Source organism: Solihabitans fulvus, from assembly GCF_008386585.1.
Classification (GTDB): Bacteria; Actinomycetota; Actinomycetes; order Mycobacteriales; family Pseudonocardiaceae; genus Solihabitans; species Solihabitans fulvus.
This window is the reverse complement of sequence record NZ_VUOB01000028.1, coordinates 89417-106887: the sequence shown is the minus strand read 5'-3', so window position 1 is coordinate 106887 and position 17471 is coordinate 89417. Positions and strand designations below refer to the sequence as shown.

Here is a 17471-nt window from a genome sequence, read left to right as displayed (position 1 = left end):
GTGCCGTGACGAATCTTGTGACCAATGCGCCGGACCTGGTCTCCCAGGCAGTGCGGGACGAGGCGGTCGTCGCCGCGGAGGCCGCCGCGGTGGCCTCGGGTGTGGAAGTCCGGCTGCTCACCGAGGTTTCCCAGCTGACCGCGGTCTCCCGCCTGTTCGGGTCGATCTGGCGGCCGGGTTCGGACACCCGGCCGGTGCCGACGGAACTGCTCAGGGCGATGGTCGCGGCCGGCAACTACGTCGCGGGCGCGTTCGACCACGGCGAGCTTCTGGGCGCCTGCTTCGGCTTCTTCGGGCATCCGAGGAAGGGGAGCCTGCACAGCCACATCGCCGGCGTGGCCGCGCCGGGGCTCGGCCGGGGCATCGGCTACGCGCTCAAGCTGCACCAGCGCGGCTGGGCCCTGCTCCAGGACGTCTCGCTGATCACCTGGACCTTCGACCCGCTCGTGCGCCGCAACGCCCATTTCAACCTGTCGAAGCTGGGCACCCATCCGCTGCGGTACCTGCCCGACTTCTACGGGCCGATGGTCGACGACATCAACGGGTCGGGCGACACGGACCGGCTGCTGGTCGGCTGGGACCTGGCCAGCCCCGTCGTCCGCGCCGCCGCGCTCGGCGAGCCTGGCCGCCTCGACGCGGCCGAACTGCGGGACGGGGGCGCGGCGATCGCCCTGTCGGTCGGGCCGGACGGCGGGCCGCTGACCGGGTCGGCCGACGCGCCGACGGTTCTCGTCGCCGTCCCGCCCGACATCGAGTCGTTGCGCCGCAACGACTCCGCCCTGGGCGGCGCGTGGCGCGTCGCCCTGCGGGAGGCGCTCGGCGGCCTGATGGCGCAGGACGCCAGGGTCGTCGGGTTCGACCGCGCCGGTTGGTATGTGATCGCAAGGGAGCAGTCGTGAAACTCAGTGGCGTGGAACTCCGTCGGGTCCGGATGCCGTTGGTGTCGCCGTTCCGGACGTCGTTCGGCACGCAGGCGGAGCGGGAGGTCCTGCTCGTCCGCGTCGTGACGCCGACGGGGGAGGGCTGGGGCGAGTGCGTCACGATGGCCGACCCGGTCTACTCCTCGGAGTACACCGACGGCGCGGAGCACGTGTTGCGGAACTTCCTTGTCCCGACGCTGTTTCAGCTCGGCGAGGTCACCGCGAACCTGGTCACGCCGAGCCTGGCGAGGTTCAAGGGGCACCGGATGGCGAAGGGCGCGCTGGAGATGGCGGTCCTCGACGCCGAACTCCGCGCGCACGACCGGTCCTTCGCCGCCGAGCTTGGCTCCACCCGCGCATCGGTGCCCTGCGGGGTGTCGGTCGGCATCATGGACTCGATCCCAGAACTCCTCGACGCCGTCGACGGCTACCTCGACGCGGGCTACGTGCGCATCAAGCTGAAGATCGAACCCGGTTGGGACGTCGCGCCGGTGCGCGCGGTCCGCGAGCGCTTCGGCGACGACGTGCTGCTCCAGGTCGACGCGAACACCGCGTACACGCTGTCCGACGCGCCGCTGCTGGCCCGCCTCGACCCGTTCGGCCTGCTGCTCATCGAGCAACCGCTCGAAGAGGAGGACGTGCTCGGCCACGCCGAGCTGGCCAGGCGCATCCGCACCCCGATCTGTCTCGACGAGTCGATCGTGTCCGCCCGCTCGGCGGCCGACGCGATCACGCTCGGCGCGTGCCAGATCGTGAACATCAAGCCGGGCAGGGTCGGCGGCTACCTGGAGGCGCGCAGGGTGCACGACGTCTGCGCGGCGCACGGGATCCCGGTGTGGTGCGGCGGCATGATCGAGACCGGGCTCGGGCGCGCGGCCAACGTCGCCCTCGCCTCGCTGCCCGGGTTCACCCTCCCCGGCGACACCTCGGCGTCCGACCGCTTCTACCGGACGGACATCACCGAGCCGTTCGTCCTGGAGGCCGGCCACCTGCCCGTGCCGACCGGGCCGGGGCTCGGCGTGGCCCCGATTCCCGACCTGCTGGACGCGGTCACCACCTCCCGAGTGTGGCTCAGTTCGTAGCAAACGACGAATTCGGCGTTAGATTTGGTCGGATCGAACCAACAGGTTCGACGCGGCCGAACTTAACGTCGGGTGGTGCTGACTCCGGTGCCAAGCAAGCCACACACCAGCCTGGCGCGCGTGCTCGAGGACCTCGGGGACGTGCTGCTCGAGTCGATCGCGGGCGGGCGCAGCGCACGGAGACACCTCGGCGGGGTGGTCATCCACGACCCACTCGACGAGTCGGAGTTCCCAGCACAGGCTGTGGTGCTGGGGGTTGGCGTGCGGGAGCCGGACGAGGTCGTCCGGCTCCTGCACGACCTCGGCCGGCAGGGCGCAGCGGCGCTCGTCGTCCGCTCGCCGGTCGCCGCGACCCCCGAGGTCCGGCACGCCGCGGACCGGTCCGGGGTCGCCCTGCTCGGCCTCACCAGGGGCGCGTCCTGGGCCCAGCTCGCCGCGCTGCTGCGCACCCTGCTGGCCGAGGAGGACGTTGGCGACGTGTCGCCCCAGACGCTCGGCGGCATGCCGTCCGGTGACCTGTTCGCGCTCGCCAACGCCGTGGCCGCGCTGCTGGACGCGCCCGTCACCATCGAGGACCGCAGCTCGCGGGTCCTCGCGTTCTCCGGGCGGCAGGACGAGGCGGACCAGTCCCGCGTCGAGACCATCCTTGGTCGTCAGGTGCCGGAACGGTTCACCCGCAGCATGGAGCGCGACGGCGTGTTCGAGCGCCTGTACCGGGACAGCGGGCCGGTGTACATCTACCCGGGCCGCTACGACGCGTCGATGACCGTGCCGCGCGTGGCGCTCGCCGTGCGCGCTGGCGACGAGGTGCTCGGCTCGATCTGGGCCGCCGTGCCGGGACAGCTGAGCGAGGAGCGGACGCAGGCGCTGGTCGACGCGGCCAAGCTGGTGGCGCTGCACATGCTCCGGTTGCGCGCCGGGGCCGACGTCGAGCGTCGGCTGCGGGCCGACCTCGTCAGCACCGCGCTGGAGGGCGGGGCGGGCGCGCCGGAGGCCATCGCGCGACTCGGCCTGCTCGGCCAGCCGGCGATCGTGCTCGCCATGGGGTTGCTCGGCGACCCCGGCCAGGCGTCGGCGCCCGAGGACGACCTTCGCCTCGCCACGGACCGCCAGCGCATCGCGGACGCGCTGGCCATGCACCTGAGCGCGGTCCAGCCGCGGTCGGCGGTCGCGCTCGTCGGCGATGTCGCGTACGGCATCGTGCCGATGCCGGGAAGCCAGGCGGACTGCCAGGAACGGTCGATCCGCGTCGCGTCGACGTTCCTCGAACGCACCGGCAGGCGGGTGGCGGCGGCGATCGGCATCGGCCCGCTCGCCATCGACGGCTCCGGCCTGCGAGGGTCGCGCGACGGCGCGGACCGGACGCTGCGGGTGCTGCTCGCCAACGGCGGGGCGAGGCGGGTGGCCACAGTGGAGGATGTGCACGTCGACGCGCTCATGCTGGAGCTGGCCGACCTCGCTGCGGCGCGCGGGGACGTCGCGGTCGGTCCCGTCGCGCGCCTGCTCGACTACGACTCGCAGCACCAGGCCCAGTTGGTGCACACGTTGCGGTGCTGGCTGGACGCCTTCGGTGACGTGGTCGCCGCGTCCTCGGCGGCCTACGTCCACCCGAACACGTTCCGGTACCGGCTGCGGCGGGTGGCCGAGGTCGGCGAGCTCAACCTGGACGATCCCGGCGAGCGGTTCGCGGCGATGCTGCAACTCAGGTTGCTGCCCCGCACCGATCTCGGCGGAACAGGACCGACGGCCGCGACCGACGGCTGACCGCCGCCGCGCCGCCGCGCCGCCGCGCCGCGCGCGCAAGCGCCGCCCGCTGATCCGCTGACCTGCGACGGATTGGTGTCCACGGCCTGAAAAACGGGCGAAGGTTCGTGTGACTCCACGAACTCGCCTGTCGGCCGGTTGTTCAGACTTGGTCGTCAACGCGACGAGAACCGGCGACCGTCCGACCGCCGTGTGCGCGCCGATCCCTTTCGCCTCACCGTTTCAGCACGGAGGTCGCCATGACGGCAGCGGTCACAGAGGACACCTGGACGCCCCGGCTCGTCAACCGCACGGCGTTGATCACCATGGTGGTCATGCTGTTCGCGTGGTCGATCGACTACATCGACCGGTTCTCGATCAGCATGGCGCTGCCGTCGATCGGGCACGAGTTCGGGCTCAGCAAGACCTCCCAGGGTTGGCTGGTCACGGTTTTCGCGTTGGTGTACATGGCCTGCCAGATTCCGGCTGGCTTCCTGGCCGACCGGTACGGCTCCCGCAAGCCGATGCTGTGCACGCTGGTGCTCTGGTCCGTGTTCACCGCGATGACCGGAATCGCCGGCACCTTCGGGACGCTGCTGGTGGTCCGCGGCCTGTTCGGAGTCTGCCAGGGACTGTTTCCCGCCGCGTCCTTCAAGGCGGTCGCGGAGCGGACGACGCCGGCCAACCGGGCGACGGCCACCGGGGTCATGCTGTCCGCCAGCGGGATCGGCGCCGGCCTTGCGCCGCTGATCGTCGGCCCGCTGCTGATGGCCATCGGCTGGCGGCACACCTTCTTCTGGATGGCGGGCTGTGGCGCGGCCATCGGCATCGCGGTGTGGGCGATGCTGCCCAAGGCGTTGCCGGCCAGGCTGAGCAGCCTCTCGGACGCGGCGACGGCCGCGCCGCAGGTCTCCCGCGCGCAGGTGCTGAGGTCGCCGCTGGTGTGGAAGTTCACCCTGCTGTTCTGCGTGACCAACATGCTCAGCTACGGCCTGGTCACCTGGGTGCCAAGCTACCTGCTCGAGGCGCGACACCTGACGTTGAGCCAGACCGGCGTGCTGGCCGCGATCCCGATGCTGGTCAGTCTCGGCACGACCATCCTCGGCGGCTGGCTGTTCGACCGCTACTTCCACGACAAGGGCCGCTGGTACCTGGGTTCCATCGCGCTGCTGACCGTGGTCCTGCTGATCCTGATGGTATCGGCCAGCACCACGACGGAGTTCACCGTCTACGAGACGCTGGCCGTCGGGCTGTTCAGCATGGCGACGATGTCCGTGTTCGGCCTCCCGCTGCGGGTGCTGCCGCCCTCGGTGATCGGGCTCGGCGCGGGAATCATGAACTTCGGCGGCCAGATCGCCGGCGCGGTCGCCCCGCTGGCGATGGGGTGGCTGGCGGACAGCTTCTCCTACACCGCGGCGTTCGGTTTCCTCATCGTCACCACCCTGATCACCGCCGTGGTCGCGTTCTGGGTTCCGCAGAACGCCACGGAGTTCACCTTCGCGCCGGCAGGTCCGAAGTAGACGACAAGGAGCGAACATCGGTATGGAAACCGAGTCCGAGCTGATCGAGACGATCGTCGGCCGCGCCGACGAGGTCGGTGTGCGGGTCTGGTTGCACGCGACCGAGCTGGACGGTCCTGGGCGGGTGGGCATCGACGCGACGGAGCCGGTCGTCACGGCGTCGGTGTTCAAGGTTCCCGTCGCGCTGGAACTGGCCAGGCAGGCGGCCGACGGCGAGCTTGATCTCGCCGAGCGGGTCACCGTGGCGCCGGGCCATCCCACCGCGAGCCCCTACGGGTTGGCGACTTTTCGGCACGACGTCACGATGTCCTGGCACGACCTGGCCGTCCTGATGATCGGCATCAGCGACAACGTCGCCACCGACCTGATCCTCGCCAGGGTGGGCAAGGACGCGGTCGCCGAGTCGCTGCGGCGGCTGGGCCTCCCTGGCACCGCGGTGCCGCAGGACTGCGGGGAGCTGTTGCGCACCATCGGGGAGGACCTCGGCGTCGGCTACGAGGACGACGAGCGGCTGCTGGCGGGGCTGTCGCCCGCCCGCCTCGGCGAGCTGCGCGCGCTGCATCCGGAACACACCTGCCGCACCACCGCCGAGGAGATCACCCGGCTGCTCGGCCTGATCTGGCGGGACGAGGCCGCGCCTCCTGCGGCGTGCGCCGACGTGCGACGGTGGCTGGAACTCCAGGTCTGGCCGCACCGTCTGCGGTCCGGCTTCCCCGACGACGAGATCAGGGTCAGCGGCAAGACCGGCACGTTGCCCTTGCTGCGCAACGAGGTCGGCGTCGTCGAGTACCCGGACGGCGGCCGGTACGCGGTCGGCGTCTTCACGCGCGCGGTCGACTCGCGATCGCGGGTTCCCGAGCGGGACGCGTTCATCGGCTTCGCCGCCGCCCGCGCGGTCGGCTGGCTGCGGAAGACCACGCAGCCGCGGAAATGATTCGTCCGCCGCGATGAATGTTGCGGCCGCTCTCGTCGTCTCGCACGAATCGCCGAGGGTGACCGGGGTCATAGCATGCCGGAATCGCCGGTCCACACCTTCCACTGACACGAGGTGCGCATGTCGAAACTGACCGAGGTCGCTGCATGGTTCGAGCAGCACCTGCCCGCCCTGCTGGCCGAACACCGGGTGCCCGCCGCGTCGGTCGCCGTCCTCGCGAACGACGAGGTGATCGACTTCTCGGCCGGCGTGCTGAACAAGGACACCGGCGTCGAGTCCACAGTGGACTCACTGTTCCAGATCGGCTCCATCACCAAGGTCTGGACGACCACGCTGGCCATGCAGCTCGTCGACGAGGGCGCGCTGGACCTCGACGCGCCGGTCCGGACCTACCTGCCCGAGTTCGCTCTCGCGGACGAGGCGGCCGCCGGGCGGATCACGGTCCGGCAGCTGATGTGCCACACCTCCGGGTTCGAGGGCGACATCTTCACCGACACCGGCCGGGGCGACGACTGCGTGGCGAAGGTCGTCGACACCTTCGGCGAGGTAGCCCAGCTGTTCGCGCCCGGTGAGATGTTCTCCTACAGCAACGCCGCCTACTGCCTGCTCGGCCGCCTCGTCGAGGTGGTGCGAGGCAAGTCCTACGACGAGTGCCTGCGCGACCACCTGTTCACGCCGCTCGGCCTGACCCACGCGGCGACCAGCGCGTACGAGGCGATCCTGTACCGCGCCGCCACCGGCCACCTCCAGCCCTCGCCGGACGAGGAGCCGCGACCGGCGCCGATCTGGGCGCTGACCCGGTCGAACGCCCCGGCCGGCGCGATGCTGGCCATGCGGCCGCGCGACCTGCTGGCCTTCGTCGGGATGCACCTGCGGGACGGGCTGGCCGCCGACGGCACCAGGGTGCTCAGCGAGGACAGCGCGCTGGCCATGCGGCAACGGCAGGTGGAGCTGCCCAACCTCGGCTACATGGGCAACGCCTGGGGACTCGGCTGGACGATCTACGACTGGCCCGGCGGCCCGGTGGTCGGCCACGACGGCGGCACGTTCGGCCAGTCCTCGTTCCTGCGGGTGGTGCCGGGCCAGAACGTCGCGGTGGCGCTGCTGACCAACGGCGGCAGCTCGGCCAGGGTGTACCAGACGATCTTCGCGCACGTGCTGCGCGAACTGGCCGGGGTCGAAATGCCCGCGACACCGGTGATCGATCCCGACGCGCGACCGGCCGACGCGCCGCGCTACGTCGGCGAGTACTCGTCGTCGGTGGCGGACATCGTGGTCAGCCAGGACGACGACGGCAGGCTGTGGCTGGACCGCACGCCGAAGGGCGTCCTGCTCGCCGCCGGCGCGCCGGCGGACCGGACTGAGCTGCTCGCCCTGGACGGCGACACGCTGATCGCCGCGAAACCGGTGCAGGGCCTGCACCTGCACCACGCGTTCGTCGGCGACGACGGGCACGGGCGGGCTCTGTTCCTGCACACCGGCCGCGCCGACCGGCGGGTGACCAGGTGAGCGCCGTCGCCGAGGAGATCGCGGCGGTCTTCGCCGACGCCGGGGCGCGGGGGTTCCTGCACGCCCGAGAGGTCGGCGTGGCGGGCGGACCCGAGATGGCCGTCGGCGCGGACGACCCGGTGGTGCTGGCGTCGGTGTTCAAGATCCCGGTCGCGGTGGCCTACGCCCGCGAGGTCGCCGCAGGGCGGTTGGACGAGACCGAACGCACCAGGGTCGGCGCGCGGTACCGGACCGGCGGGATCGGCACGGCGGGCTGCGCCGACGACGTCGAGCTGAGCTGGCGCGACCTCGCGCGGTTCATGCTGACCATGAGCGACAACGCGGCCACCGACGTCGTGTTCCACCGGATCGGGCAGGCGGCCGTCGACCGGGTGCTCACCGACCTCGGCCTGACCAGGACGCGGCTGGTCGGCTGCTGCGAGGATCTGTTCGCCTCCGTCGTCGCCGACCTCGGCCTCGACGCGGACGGCGACCTGGCGGCCGGGCTCGCCTCGGCCACCCCGGAGCAGCTGTGGAAGCTCACGGTGCTCGACCCGGACCGCAGCACCGCGTCGACGCCGCGCGAGATCACCGAGCTGCTCGACGCGATCTGGACCGATCGCGCGGGCGACCCGTCGGCGTGCGAGCGGGTGCGGTCGATCATGGCCGAGCAGATCTGGCCGCACCGCATCACCTCCGGCTTCGAACCGGGTGTGCGGATCGCGGCGAAGACCGGCACGCTCCCGGCCGTCCGCAACGAGGCGGGCGTCGTGACCTATCCCGACGGCCGTCGCTACGCCGTCGCGGTGTTCACCCGCGCCCACTCCCTCGCGGACCGGCAGCCCGCCATCGACTCCGCCATCGGCAGGGCGGCCCGCCTCGCCGTCGACCACCTGCGTGCGCAGGCTCTCGAAGCCAGAAACCCCTAGGGAGAAGCGATGAGAACTGCTCGGAGCACCGTCGCGATCGTCGGCCTGCTGGCCGTGACGGTCAGCGCGTGCGGGGGAGTCGCACAGTCCGGCGACCGGACGGCGAACCAGAAACTGGTGGACGGCACGACGTTCACCATGGCGATCGGGTCCGACCCTGGGACCCTCGACCCGCACCTGACGGTGCTCTCGGTAGCCGGCCAGGTCGGCCGCTTCCTCTACGACTCGATGATCGGCCTCGCCAAGGACGGCAAGCCGATCGCGGGCCTCGCGGAGAAATGGGACGCCACCACGACGGCCGCGACCTTCACCCTGCGAAAGGGGATCACCTGCTCGGACGGTTCGCCGCTGACCGCGAGCGACGTCGCGGCGAACATCAACTTCGTGGGCGACCCGGCGAACAAGTCGCCGATCAGCGGCCTGGCGATCGCGTCCGGCACGAAGGCGACCGCGGACGACGCGGCCCGCACCGTCAGCCTCACCAGCGGGAAGCCGGACGCGTTCCTGCTCCGCAACGCGGGCAGCCTGGCGATCCTCTGCGGCAACGCCCTGCGGGACAGGGCGTTGCCGGCCAAGGGTTCCGGCGGCACCGGCATGTTCACCATGACCGAAGCCGTGCCGAACGACCACTACACGCTCACCCGGCGCAAGGACTACGCGTGGGGGCCGGGGGAGTGGAAGTCCGACCAGCCGGGCCTGCCGGAGAAGGTGGTCCTGCGGGTGGTCCCGAACGCCACGACGGTGTCGAACCTGTTGCTGTCGGGCGGGCTCAACGCCGCCGCGGTGATCGGCCCCGACCGGCAACGGCTGACCGCGCAGAAGCTGTTCCACGCCGACTTCCTCGCGCCGGTCGGCGAGTTCTTCTTCAACCAGGGAGCCGGGCGTCCCGGCCGGGACGAGGCCGTGCGCCGCGCCCTGGTGCAGGCGCTGGATCTCGGGCAGGTCGGCAAGGTGCTCACCAACGGCACCGGCGAGCCGGCCAAGGGGCTGGTCACCGCCGAACCCAAGGCGTGCGACGGAGACACGATCACCGGCAACGTGCCCGCCCACGACCTCGCCTCGGCCAAATCCACGCTCGACGCGGCCGGCTGGACCCCCGGCCCCGACGGCGTGCGGGCCAAGGACGGCAAGCGGCTCGCGCTCACCGTCATCTACGGCACCCAGAGCGGGCCGACCGTCGCGCCGACCGCCGAACTGGTCCAGCAGTCCTGGAAGGCCGTCGGCGCCGAGGTCACGCTCAAGGGCGTCGACAGCCCCGGGCTCAGCCAGGTGCTGTTCGGCACGGGCGAGTGGGAGGTCTCGATGGCGCCGCTCGGCCTGGTGCTGCCGAGCCAGGCCGTGCCGTTCTTCTCCGGGGCGCAGCCGCCGAACGGCACGAACTTCGCGCACATCGAGAACGCGGAGTACGACGGCAAGGTGCGGCAGGCCGCGATGATGGCGGGCGACGCCAGTTGCCCGACCTGGCTCGCGGCCGAGGCGGCGTTGGTCAAGCGCGTCGACACGGTGTCCTACGTCGACTCGGTCGTCCCGTACTTCGGCAGCGGCACCAAGTTCGAGGTCAACGCGGGCAGTGTCGACCCGTCGTCGATCCGGATGTACGGCTGATGACCGCGGCGGTCGCGTCGGCCGGCATCCGGGACAACCCCTGGCTGTCCTTCGCCGGACGCCGCCTTGGCCGGTTCGTCGTCTCCCTGTGGGTGCTGGCGAGCACGGCGTTCCTGATGATCCAGCTGGTCCCCGGCGATCCGGTCCGCGCGGCGCTCGGCATGACCGCGCCCGTCGAGCTGGTGAACGCCCGGCGGCAGGCGCTCGGGCTGGACGACCCGCTGTGGGTGCAGTACGGCCACTACCTCCGCGGCCTGTTCACCGGCGACTTCGGCACGTCGATGTCGAGCGGTCTGCCGGTGGCGCAGGTGATCGGCGACCGGCTGCCCGGCACGCTGAAGCTGGCGGTGCTGGCGTTCGCGGTGGTCGTCGTGGTCGCCGTCCCAGTTGGTGTCGTCTTCGCGGTGCTGACCAGGGGAGGCCGGCGGCGCGGCGTCGAGCTGGGGTTCACCTCGACGACGGTGTTGCTGGCCGCCGTCCCGGAGTTCCTGGTGGCGGTGGGGTTGGTCGCGCTGTTCGCCGTCGCGCTCGGCTGGTTCCCGGTGGCCGGGCGCGGTGACGCGAGCGCGTTCGTGCTGCCCGTCGCCGCGCTGGCGATCGGCCCGGCCGCGGTGCTGTCGCGGGTCGTGCGGGTGGAGATGCTGTCCGTGCTGGGCAACGACTTCATCCGCACGGCGCGCGCGAAACGGTTGCCGGCGCGGCTGGTGTACGTGCGGCACGCGCTGCCCAACGCGCTGACCGCGACGCTCACGCTCGGCGGGCTGATGCTGACCGGCATGGTCGCCGGCACGGTGCTGGTGGAGAACGTCTTCGCCTGGCCCGGCCTCGGCTCGACGATCGTGCAGTCGATCCTGCAGAAGGACTACCCGCTGGTGCAGGGCATCGTGCTCGTCTACGGCGTCGGGGTGCTGCTGGTGAACCTGGTGATCGACGTGCTGCTGGCGCTGCTCGATCCGCGTTCGACGATCCGGGAGAGCTGAGATGGCGACAGGAGTGGGACGGCGCGGCTCGAAGTGGCTCGCCGCGGCGCGCACGCCGCTCGGCGCGTGCTCGATCGTCCTGTTGACGCTGGTGGTCGCGCTCGCGGTGCTGGCGCCGATCCTGTGGCAGGACAGGGCTTTCGCGGTCGACACGGACGCGATCGGCCAGGGTCCGTCCGGCACGCACCTGCTCGGCACCGACTCCCTCGGCCGCGACATCCTGTTCCGCGTGCTGGTGGCGACCAGGCTCTCGGTCACTCTCGCGGTGCTGGCCACGGTGATCGGGGTGACGGTCGGCCTCGTCCTCGGCGCCCTGCCCTCGGTGCTGCCGCGCGCGGCTGGTCGGCTGGTGATCTCGGTGGTGACCATCGCGGTCGCGTTTCCCGGGCTGTTGCTGGCGTTGTTCTTCGCGGTGATCTTCGGGGTCGGCACGCACGGCGCGGTGCTGGCGATCGCGTTCGCCATGGCGCCCAGCTTCGCCAGGCTGGCCCAGACGCTGGCCGCGTCGGTGGTCGGCCGCGACTTCGTGTCGGCCGCGAAGGTCGCTGGCGTCGGCCGGATCCGGTTGCTGGTCCGGCATGTGCTGCCCAACATCGGCGAGCCGTTGGTGGTGAACGCGACCATCGGAGCGGGCGCCGCCCTGCTCGCGTTCGCCGGCCTGTCGTTCCTCGGCATCGGCGTGCAGGCGCCCGACTTCGACTGGGGCAGGCTGCTCAACGAGGGCCTTGACGGGATCTACCTGAACCCGGCGGCCGCGCTGGCGCCGGGCGTGGCGGTGGTGCTCGCGGGCCTGGCCTTCAACCTGGTCGGCGAGGCCGTCGCCGGGGTGGTCGGTGTGCGCACCAGGTCGGCCAGGATCGGTCGCCGGTCCGTGCCGGCGGCCGGCACCGCCGCCGCCGAGGAACACGGCGACGACGCCCTGTTGGTGGTGGAGAACCTCCAGGTGGCCTTCCCGCGCCCGTCCGGCTGGACCGTGCCGGTGCGGGGCGTCAGCTTCACCGTGCGTGCGGGCGAGGCGGTCGGCGTGGTCGGCGAGTCCGGGTCGGGGAAGAGCCTGACCGGGCTCGCGGTGTCCCGGCTGGTCGAGACGCCAGGCGTGGTGACCGCCGACCGGCTGGAGTTCGCGGGAACGCCGCTGCTGACCACCCCGGAGCGGGAGCTGCGCGGGCTGCTCGGCACGTCGCTGGCGATGGTCTTCCAGGACCCGATGACCTCCTTCAACCCGACGAGGCGGATCGGGCGGCAGCTCGCGGAGGTGTCCGAGCAGCACCAGGGCCTGCCGAGGCGCAAGGCGTTCGAGCGGGCCGTCGGCCGGCTGCGCTCGGTGCGGATACCGGCGGCGGAGCGGCGCGCGCGGCAGTATCCGCACGAGTTCTCCGGCGGCATGCGGCAACGCGCGATGATCGGCATGGGCCTGATGGGCGAACCGAGGCTGATCATCGCCGACGAACCGACGACCGCGCTGGACGTCACCGTGCAGCGGCAGCTGCTGCGCCTGCTGGCGCGGACGCGGACCGAAGGGGACACGGCGATTCTGTTGATCAGCCACGACATCGCCGTCGTGTCCCAGACCTGCGACCGGATGCTGGTCATGTACGCGGGCCGCGTCGTGGAGGACCTGCTGACCGGCGACCTGGCGGCCGGCCCCCGGCACCCGTACACCAGGGCGCTGCTGGCCGCGACGCTGGAGCTGGACACCGACCGCGCGGAACCGCTGACGGTGATCCCGGGGCGGCCGCCGGAGCCGGACCGGGTGCCGGCAGGCTGCGCGTTCGCCGCCAGGTGCCCGGCCGCCACCGACCAGTGCCTGGTCGAGGATCCGGTGCTGGAGTCCGTGACAGCCGCGCACCGCGTCGCCTGCTGGCATCCGCAGGAGGACGCCGCCCCGGAGCGTGCCAGGGAAGCCGTGACCGCAGGAGGTGCCGAATGAGCGAGCTCATGTTCGACGCGGTGAGCGTCCGCTACGGCGGCAGGCGCGGCCTGACCGCGGTCGACCAGGTCAGCCTCACCGTCCCGGCCGGACAGGTGGTCGGGCTGGTCGGGGAGTCGGGATCGGGCAAGTCGACGCTGGCGCGGGCCGCCGTCGGGCTGGCCCCGGTCAGCGCGGGACGGGTGCTGCTCGGCGGCGCGGACGTGCGCGGCCTGCCCCGGCGGCGGCCGTTGCAGCTGGTGTTCCAGGACCCGTACTCCTCGCTCGACCCGAGGATGAGCATCGGCGAGTCGATCACCGAGGCGATGCCGAGGGGCGCGCACCGGGGCTCGGCCGGCCGCCGCGCCGAGGTGGCCCGGCTGCTCGAACTGGTCAACCTCGACCCGGACCGCGCCGCGACGCTGCCGGGGCACCTGTCCGGCGGGCAGCGGCAGCGCGTGGCGCTGGCCCGCGCGCTGGCCGGCCGGCCGGACGTGCTGATCGCCGACGAGATCACCTCGGCGCTCGACGTGTCGGTGCAGGGCGCCGTGCTCAACCTGGTCCGCTCCCTGCAACGACGGCTGAACCTGTCGATGCTGTTCATCTCGCACAACCTCGCCGTGGTGCGCTACCTCAGCGACCAGATCGCGGTGATGTACCTCGGGCGCATCGTCGAGGTCGGGCCGGCCGAGCAGGTGCTCACCGACCCGCAGCACCGCTACACCCGGGAGCTGCTCGCCGCGGCGCCATCCGCGCACTCGTCCCTGTTCGACGGCGACCTCGGCGACCTCGCCGACACCGAACCCGCCGACCCGCACCACCCGCCGAGCGGCTGCCGCTACCACCCCCGCTGCCCGATCGGCCCGCTCGTGCACGTCGACCGCACCGTCTGCGTCAGCGAGGACCCGGCCGAGGGCGCGGCGCGCCGACGCCATCGGGCGGCCTGCCACTTCACCGCGAGCGACCTCGCACCGACCGCAATCCCACGAGGAGGCAGCGCGTCATGACCCGACGCCTTGGCATCGACGACCTGTACGACTTCGCCATCCCCGAGCAGCCGTCGCTGTCACCGGACGGCAGCCGGATCGTGTACGTGCTGCGCACGACCGACCGGGAAGCGGACCGGGACACCCGCGCTCTCTGGCAGGTCCCCGCCGAGGGCGGGGACGCCCGCAGGCTGACCAACGGCCCCACCGACCTGGCGCCGACCTGGTCTCCGGACGGCACCAGGATCGCGTTCCTGCGCGCCAAGGACGGCCCGCCGCAACTGTGGCTGCTGCCCTCGGCCGGCGGCGAGGCCGAGCAGGCCGGCACGCTCCCGCTCGGCGCGGGCGCGCCGGTGTGGAGCCCGGACGGCGGCAGCATCGCCTTCGCGGCACCGGTCGATCTCGCCGCGGGCGACGACGCGCCGGGGCCGAACGCGCCGATCGTGGCGGACCGGCTGGACTTCAAGGCGGACGGCGCCGGGCTGCTGCGGACCGTGCGCAGGCACCTGCACGTCCTCGACGTCGGCACTGGCGAGGTCCGGCAGGTCACCTCGGGCGACTGGCACGCGGGCGATCCCGCCTGGTCGCCGGACGGCGCCCTGCTGGCGTTCTCGGCGGCCAGGGACGCCGACAGCGACCTCACGTTCCGCTCAGGGGCCTACGTGCTCGACCCGGCCGCGCGCGCCGCCGAGCCGAGGCTGGTGGGCTCCGGCGACGGCATGGCGGGCCCGGTGGCCTGGACCGAGGACGGCAGGGCGCTGCTGGTCGTCGGCAGGCGCGACACCGCGGTCGGGCACGTCGGTCTGCTGCGGGTACCGCTGGCCGGCGGCGACCCGGTCGACCTCGCGGTGTCCTTGGACCGCAACGTGATGCCGGGCGGGTCCGGCTACCCCGGCGGGCTGCCGCAGCTCACCGAGGGCGGCCTCGGCGTGCTGTTCTGCGTGCGCGACAGGGGATGCACCCACCTCTACGCGGTCGACGTCGCGGGCGGCGTGCCGAGGCTCGTCGTCGGCGGCGCGGGAAACGTCGTGTCCGGGCTGACCGTCGCGGGCGACGCGGCGGCGGTCGTCCTCGCCACCGCGACCTCGTTCGGCGAGATCGCGACCGTCGACCTGGCCGACGGGACGACGCACGTGCGCACCAAGCACGGCGCGGCCACCGGCGACGTCGAGTTGTTCGCGCACGAGGAGCGCGAGTTCACCATCGCCGACGGCACGGTCGTGCAAGGCTGGCTGTTGCGCGACCCCGCCCGCACCGGCGCCCTGCCGCTGCTGCTGGACATCCACGGCGGCCCGCACAACGCGTGGAACGGCTCGGCCGACCGAATCCACCCATACCACCAGGTGCTGGCCGCGCGCGGATGGGCGGTGCTGCTGCTCAATCCGCGCGGCAGCGACGGCTACGGCACGGAGTTCTTCACCGCGGCGCTGGGCGCCTGGGGGCTGGCCGACGCGCGCGACTTCCTCGAACCGCTCGACCAGCTCGTCGCCGAGGGCGTCGCGGACGCGCGTCGGCTTGCCGTGGCCGGCTACAGCTACGGCGGGTTCATGACCTGCTACCTGACCAGCCGCGATGACCGGTTCGCCGCGGCGGTCGCCGGCGGCGTGGTCAGCGACCTGACCAGCATGGCCGGGACCTCCGACGCGGGGCACTACCTCGGCGTCGGCGAGTTGGGCGGCACGCCGTGGGCGGCCGAGGCGAACTACGCGACGCTGTCGCCGCTGGCCCGAGTCGAGCAGGTGCGCACGCCGACGCTGATCGTGCAGGGTGGGGAGGACGTGCGTTGCCCGGTCGGCCAGGCCGAGCAGTGGTTCACCGCGCTGCGCGAGCGGGGCGTGCCGACCAGGATGGTGCTCTATCCCGGCAGTTCGCACCTGTTCATCCTCGACGGGCCGCCGTCGCACCGAGTGGACCTCAACCGGCGCGTCGTCGACTGGGTGGAGCGCCACGCGGGTGCGCCCGGCGGCGCGGCGCGGGTGCCGATCGAGGCGGCGCACTGGCGGCGACGCCTCACCGAGCTGGCCAGCAAGCACCGCGTTCCCGGTGCGGCGCTTGGCATTGCGCGCGTCGACTCGGCCGAGGAGACGCGGGTCAGCTGCGGCGTGCTGAACAAGGCCACCGGCGTCGAGGTCACCGACGACTCGCTGTTCCAGATCGGCTCCATCACCAAGGTGTGGACGGCGACCGTGGCGATGCAGCTGGCCGACGAGGGCCTGATCGACCTGGACGCGCCGATCGTCGACGTGCTGCCGGAGCTGCGGCTGGCCGATCCGGACGTGGCCAAGCAGGTGACCCTGCGGCACCTGCTGACCCACACCAGCGGCATCGACGGCGACGTGTTCACCGACACCGGCCGAGGCGACGACTGCCTCGAACGGTACGTCGACCTGCTCGACCAGGCGGGCCAGAACCATCCGCTCGGCGCGACTTTTTCCTACTGCAACTCGGGATTCAACCTGCTTGGCAGGGTGATCGAGAAGCTGACCGGCCTGACCTGGGACGCCGCCCTCCGGGAGCGGCTGTTCACTCCGCTCGGCCTGGCGCACACCGTCACGCTCCCCGAGGAGGCGCTGCTGTTCCGCGCCGCGGTCGGCCACGTGGCGAAGGGCGACGACGAGCCAGCGCCCGTGTCGACCTGGGGCCTGCCCCGCTCGGCCGGCCCGGCGGGCCTAGTCACCTCGACGACCGGGGACGTGCTCGCCTTCGCGCGGATGCACCTGGCCGGTGGCCTCGCCGCGAACGGTGCGCGGGTGCTCAGCGAGGAGTCCTCGGCGGCGATGACCCACAAGCAGGCCGACCTGCCGGACAAGCACGTCCTCGGCGACTCCTGGGGCCTTGGCTGGATCCGCTTCGACTGGAACGGCAGGCGGCTCATCGGCCACGACGGCAACACGATCGGCCAGTCGGCGTACCTGCGCGTGCTGCCGGAGCAGGGGCTCGCGGTCACGCTGCTCACCAACGGCGGCAACGCCCGCGATCTGTACATCGAGCTGTTCGGCGAGATCTTCGCCGAACTGGCCGGCGTGCGGATGCCGCGCCCGCTTGAGCCGGCCGCCGTCCCGCCCACCGTCGACGCGCGGCGTCATCTCGGTGTCTACGAACGGGCCGGCGCGCGCCTCGAGGTGCTCGCCACCGACGACGGACTGCGGCTTCGGCAGACCGTCACCGGGCCGCTCGCCGCGCTCTTCCCGGAACCGACGCAGGAGTACGACCTGGTGCCGATCACCGACACGCAGTTCGTGTTCCTGGCGGCGGGAATCCGAACCTGGACGCCGGTCACCTTCTACACGTTGCCGACCGGGGAGCCGTACGTGCACCTCGGGGCGCGTGCGACGCCGAAGGTGTCCTGACGGGACGGCGGCCGTGCCGACATCC

General features: G+C 72.3%; 12 protein-coding genes. All 12 read left to right on the top strand.

Going from position 1 to position 17471, the window contains the following annotated elements; genetic code table 11:
* Positions 1-5 precede the first annotated feature (5 nt).
* Entirely contained in the window at positions 6-899 is an 894-nt protein-coding gene (locus tag F0L68_RS16840) for a GNAT family N-acetyltransferase (protein ID WP_149850527.1), read from the top strand.
* Complete coding sequence (gene menC, locus F0L68_RS16835; protein WP_149850526.1) at positions 896-2002, top strand: o-succinylbenzoate synthase; 1107 nt, start codon at positions 896-898, stop codon at positions 2000-2002. The genes F0L68_RS16840 and menC overlap by 4 nt, the downstream gene beginning before the upstream one ends.
* Before the next feature lie 87 nt (positions 2003-2089).
* Positions 2090-3766: a PucR family transcriptional regulator gene (locus F0L68_RS16830; RefSeq protein WP_223198853.1), complete on the top strand. Its 1677-nt coding sequence runs from the start codon at positions 2090-2092 to the stop codon at positions 3764-3766.
* A 239-nt stretch (positions 3767-4005) separates the two neighbouring features.
* Positions 4006-5265, top strand: coding sequence for an MFS transporter (locus F0L68_RS16825; RefSeq protein WP_149850524.1), 1260 nt, complete (start codon positions 4006-4008; stop codon positions 5263-5265).
* A gap of 22 nt (positions 5266-5287) precedes the next feature.
* Complete coding sequence (locus F0L68_RS16820) at positions 5288-6199, top strand: serine hydrolase (RefSeq protein WP_149850523.1); 912 nt, start codon at positions 5288-5290, stop codon at positions 6197-6199.
* A gap of 120 nt (positions 6200-6319) precedes the next feature.
* Positions 6320-7708, top strand: a complete 1389-nt coding sequence (locus tag F0L68_RS16815) for a serine hydrolase domain-containing protein (RefSeq protein ID WP_149850522.1) — start codon at positions 6320-6322, stop codon at positions 7706-7708.
* The gene (locus F0L68_RS16810; protein WP_149850521.1) at positions 7705-8616 is read left to right on the top strand and encodes a serine hydrolase; all 912 of its coding nucleotides are present in this window, start codon (positions 7705-7707) and stop codon (positions 8614-8616) included. The genes F0L68_RS16815 and F0L68_RS16810 overlap by 4 nt, the downstream gene beginning before the upstream one ends.
* Before the next feature lie 9 nt (positions 8617-8625).
* A complete protein-coding gene (locus F0L68_RS16805; RefSeq protein WP_149850520.1) occupies positions 8626-10221 on the top strand; it encodes an ABC transporter substrate-binding protein in 1596 nt (531 codons plus the stop codon).
* A complete protein-coding gene (locus F0L68_RS16800) occupies positions 10221-11201 on the top strand; it encodes an ABC transporter permease (RefSeq protein WP_149850519.1) in 981 nt (326 codons plus the stop codon). Before F0L68_RS16805 ends, F0L68_RS16800 begins: the two co-directional genes overlap by 1 nt.
* 1 nt (position 11202) lies before the next feature.
* A complete protein-coding gene (locus F0L68_RS16795; protein ID WP_188316614.1) occupies positions 11203-13131 on the top strand; it encodes a dipeptide/oligopeptide/nickel ABC transporter permease/ATP-binding protein in 1929 nt (642 codons plus the stop codon).
* Positions 13128-14117, top strand: a complete 990-nt coding sequence (locus F0L68_RS16790) for an ABC transporter ATP-binding protein (protein WP_149850518.1) — start codon at positions 13128-13130, stop codon at positions 14115-14117. Before F0L68_RS16795 ends, F0L68_RS16790 begins: the two co-directional genes overlap by 4 nt.
* Positions 14114-17446, top strand: coding sequence for a serine hydrolase (locus F0L68_RS16785; protein WP_149850517.1), 3333 nt, complete (start codon positions 14114-14116; stop codon positions 17444-17446). Before F0L68_RS16790 ends, F0L68_RS16785 begins: the two co-directional genes overlap by 4 nt.
* Positions 17447-17471: the final 25 nt, after the last annotated feature.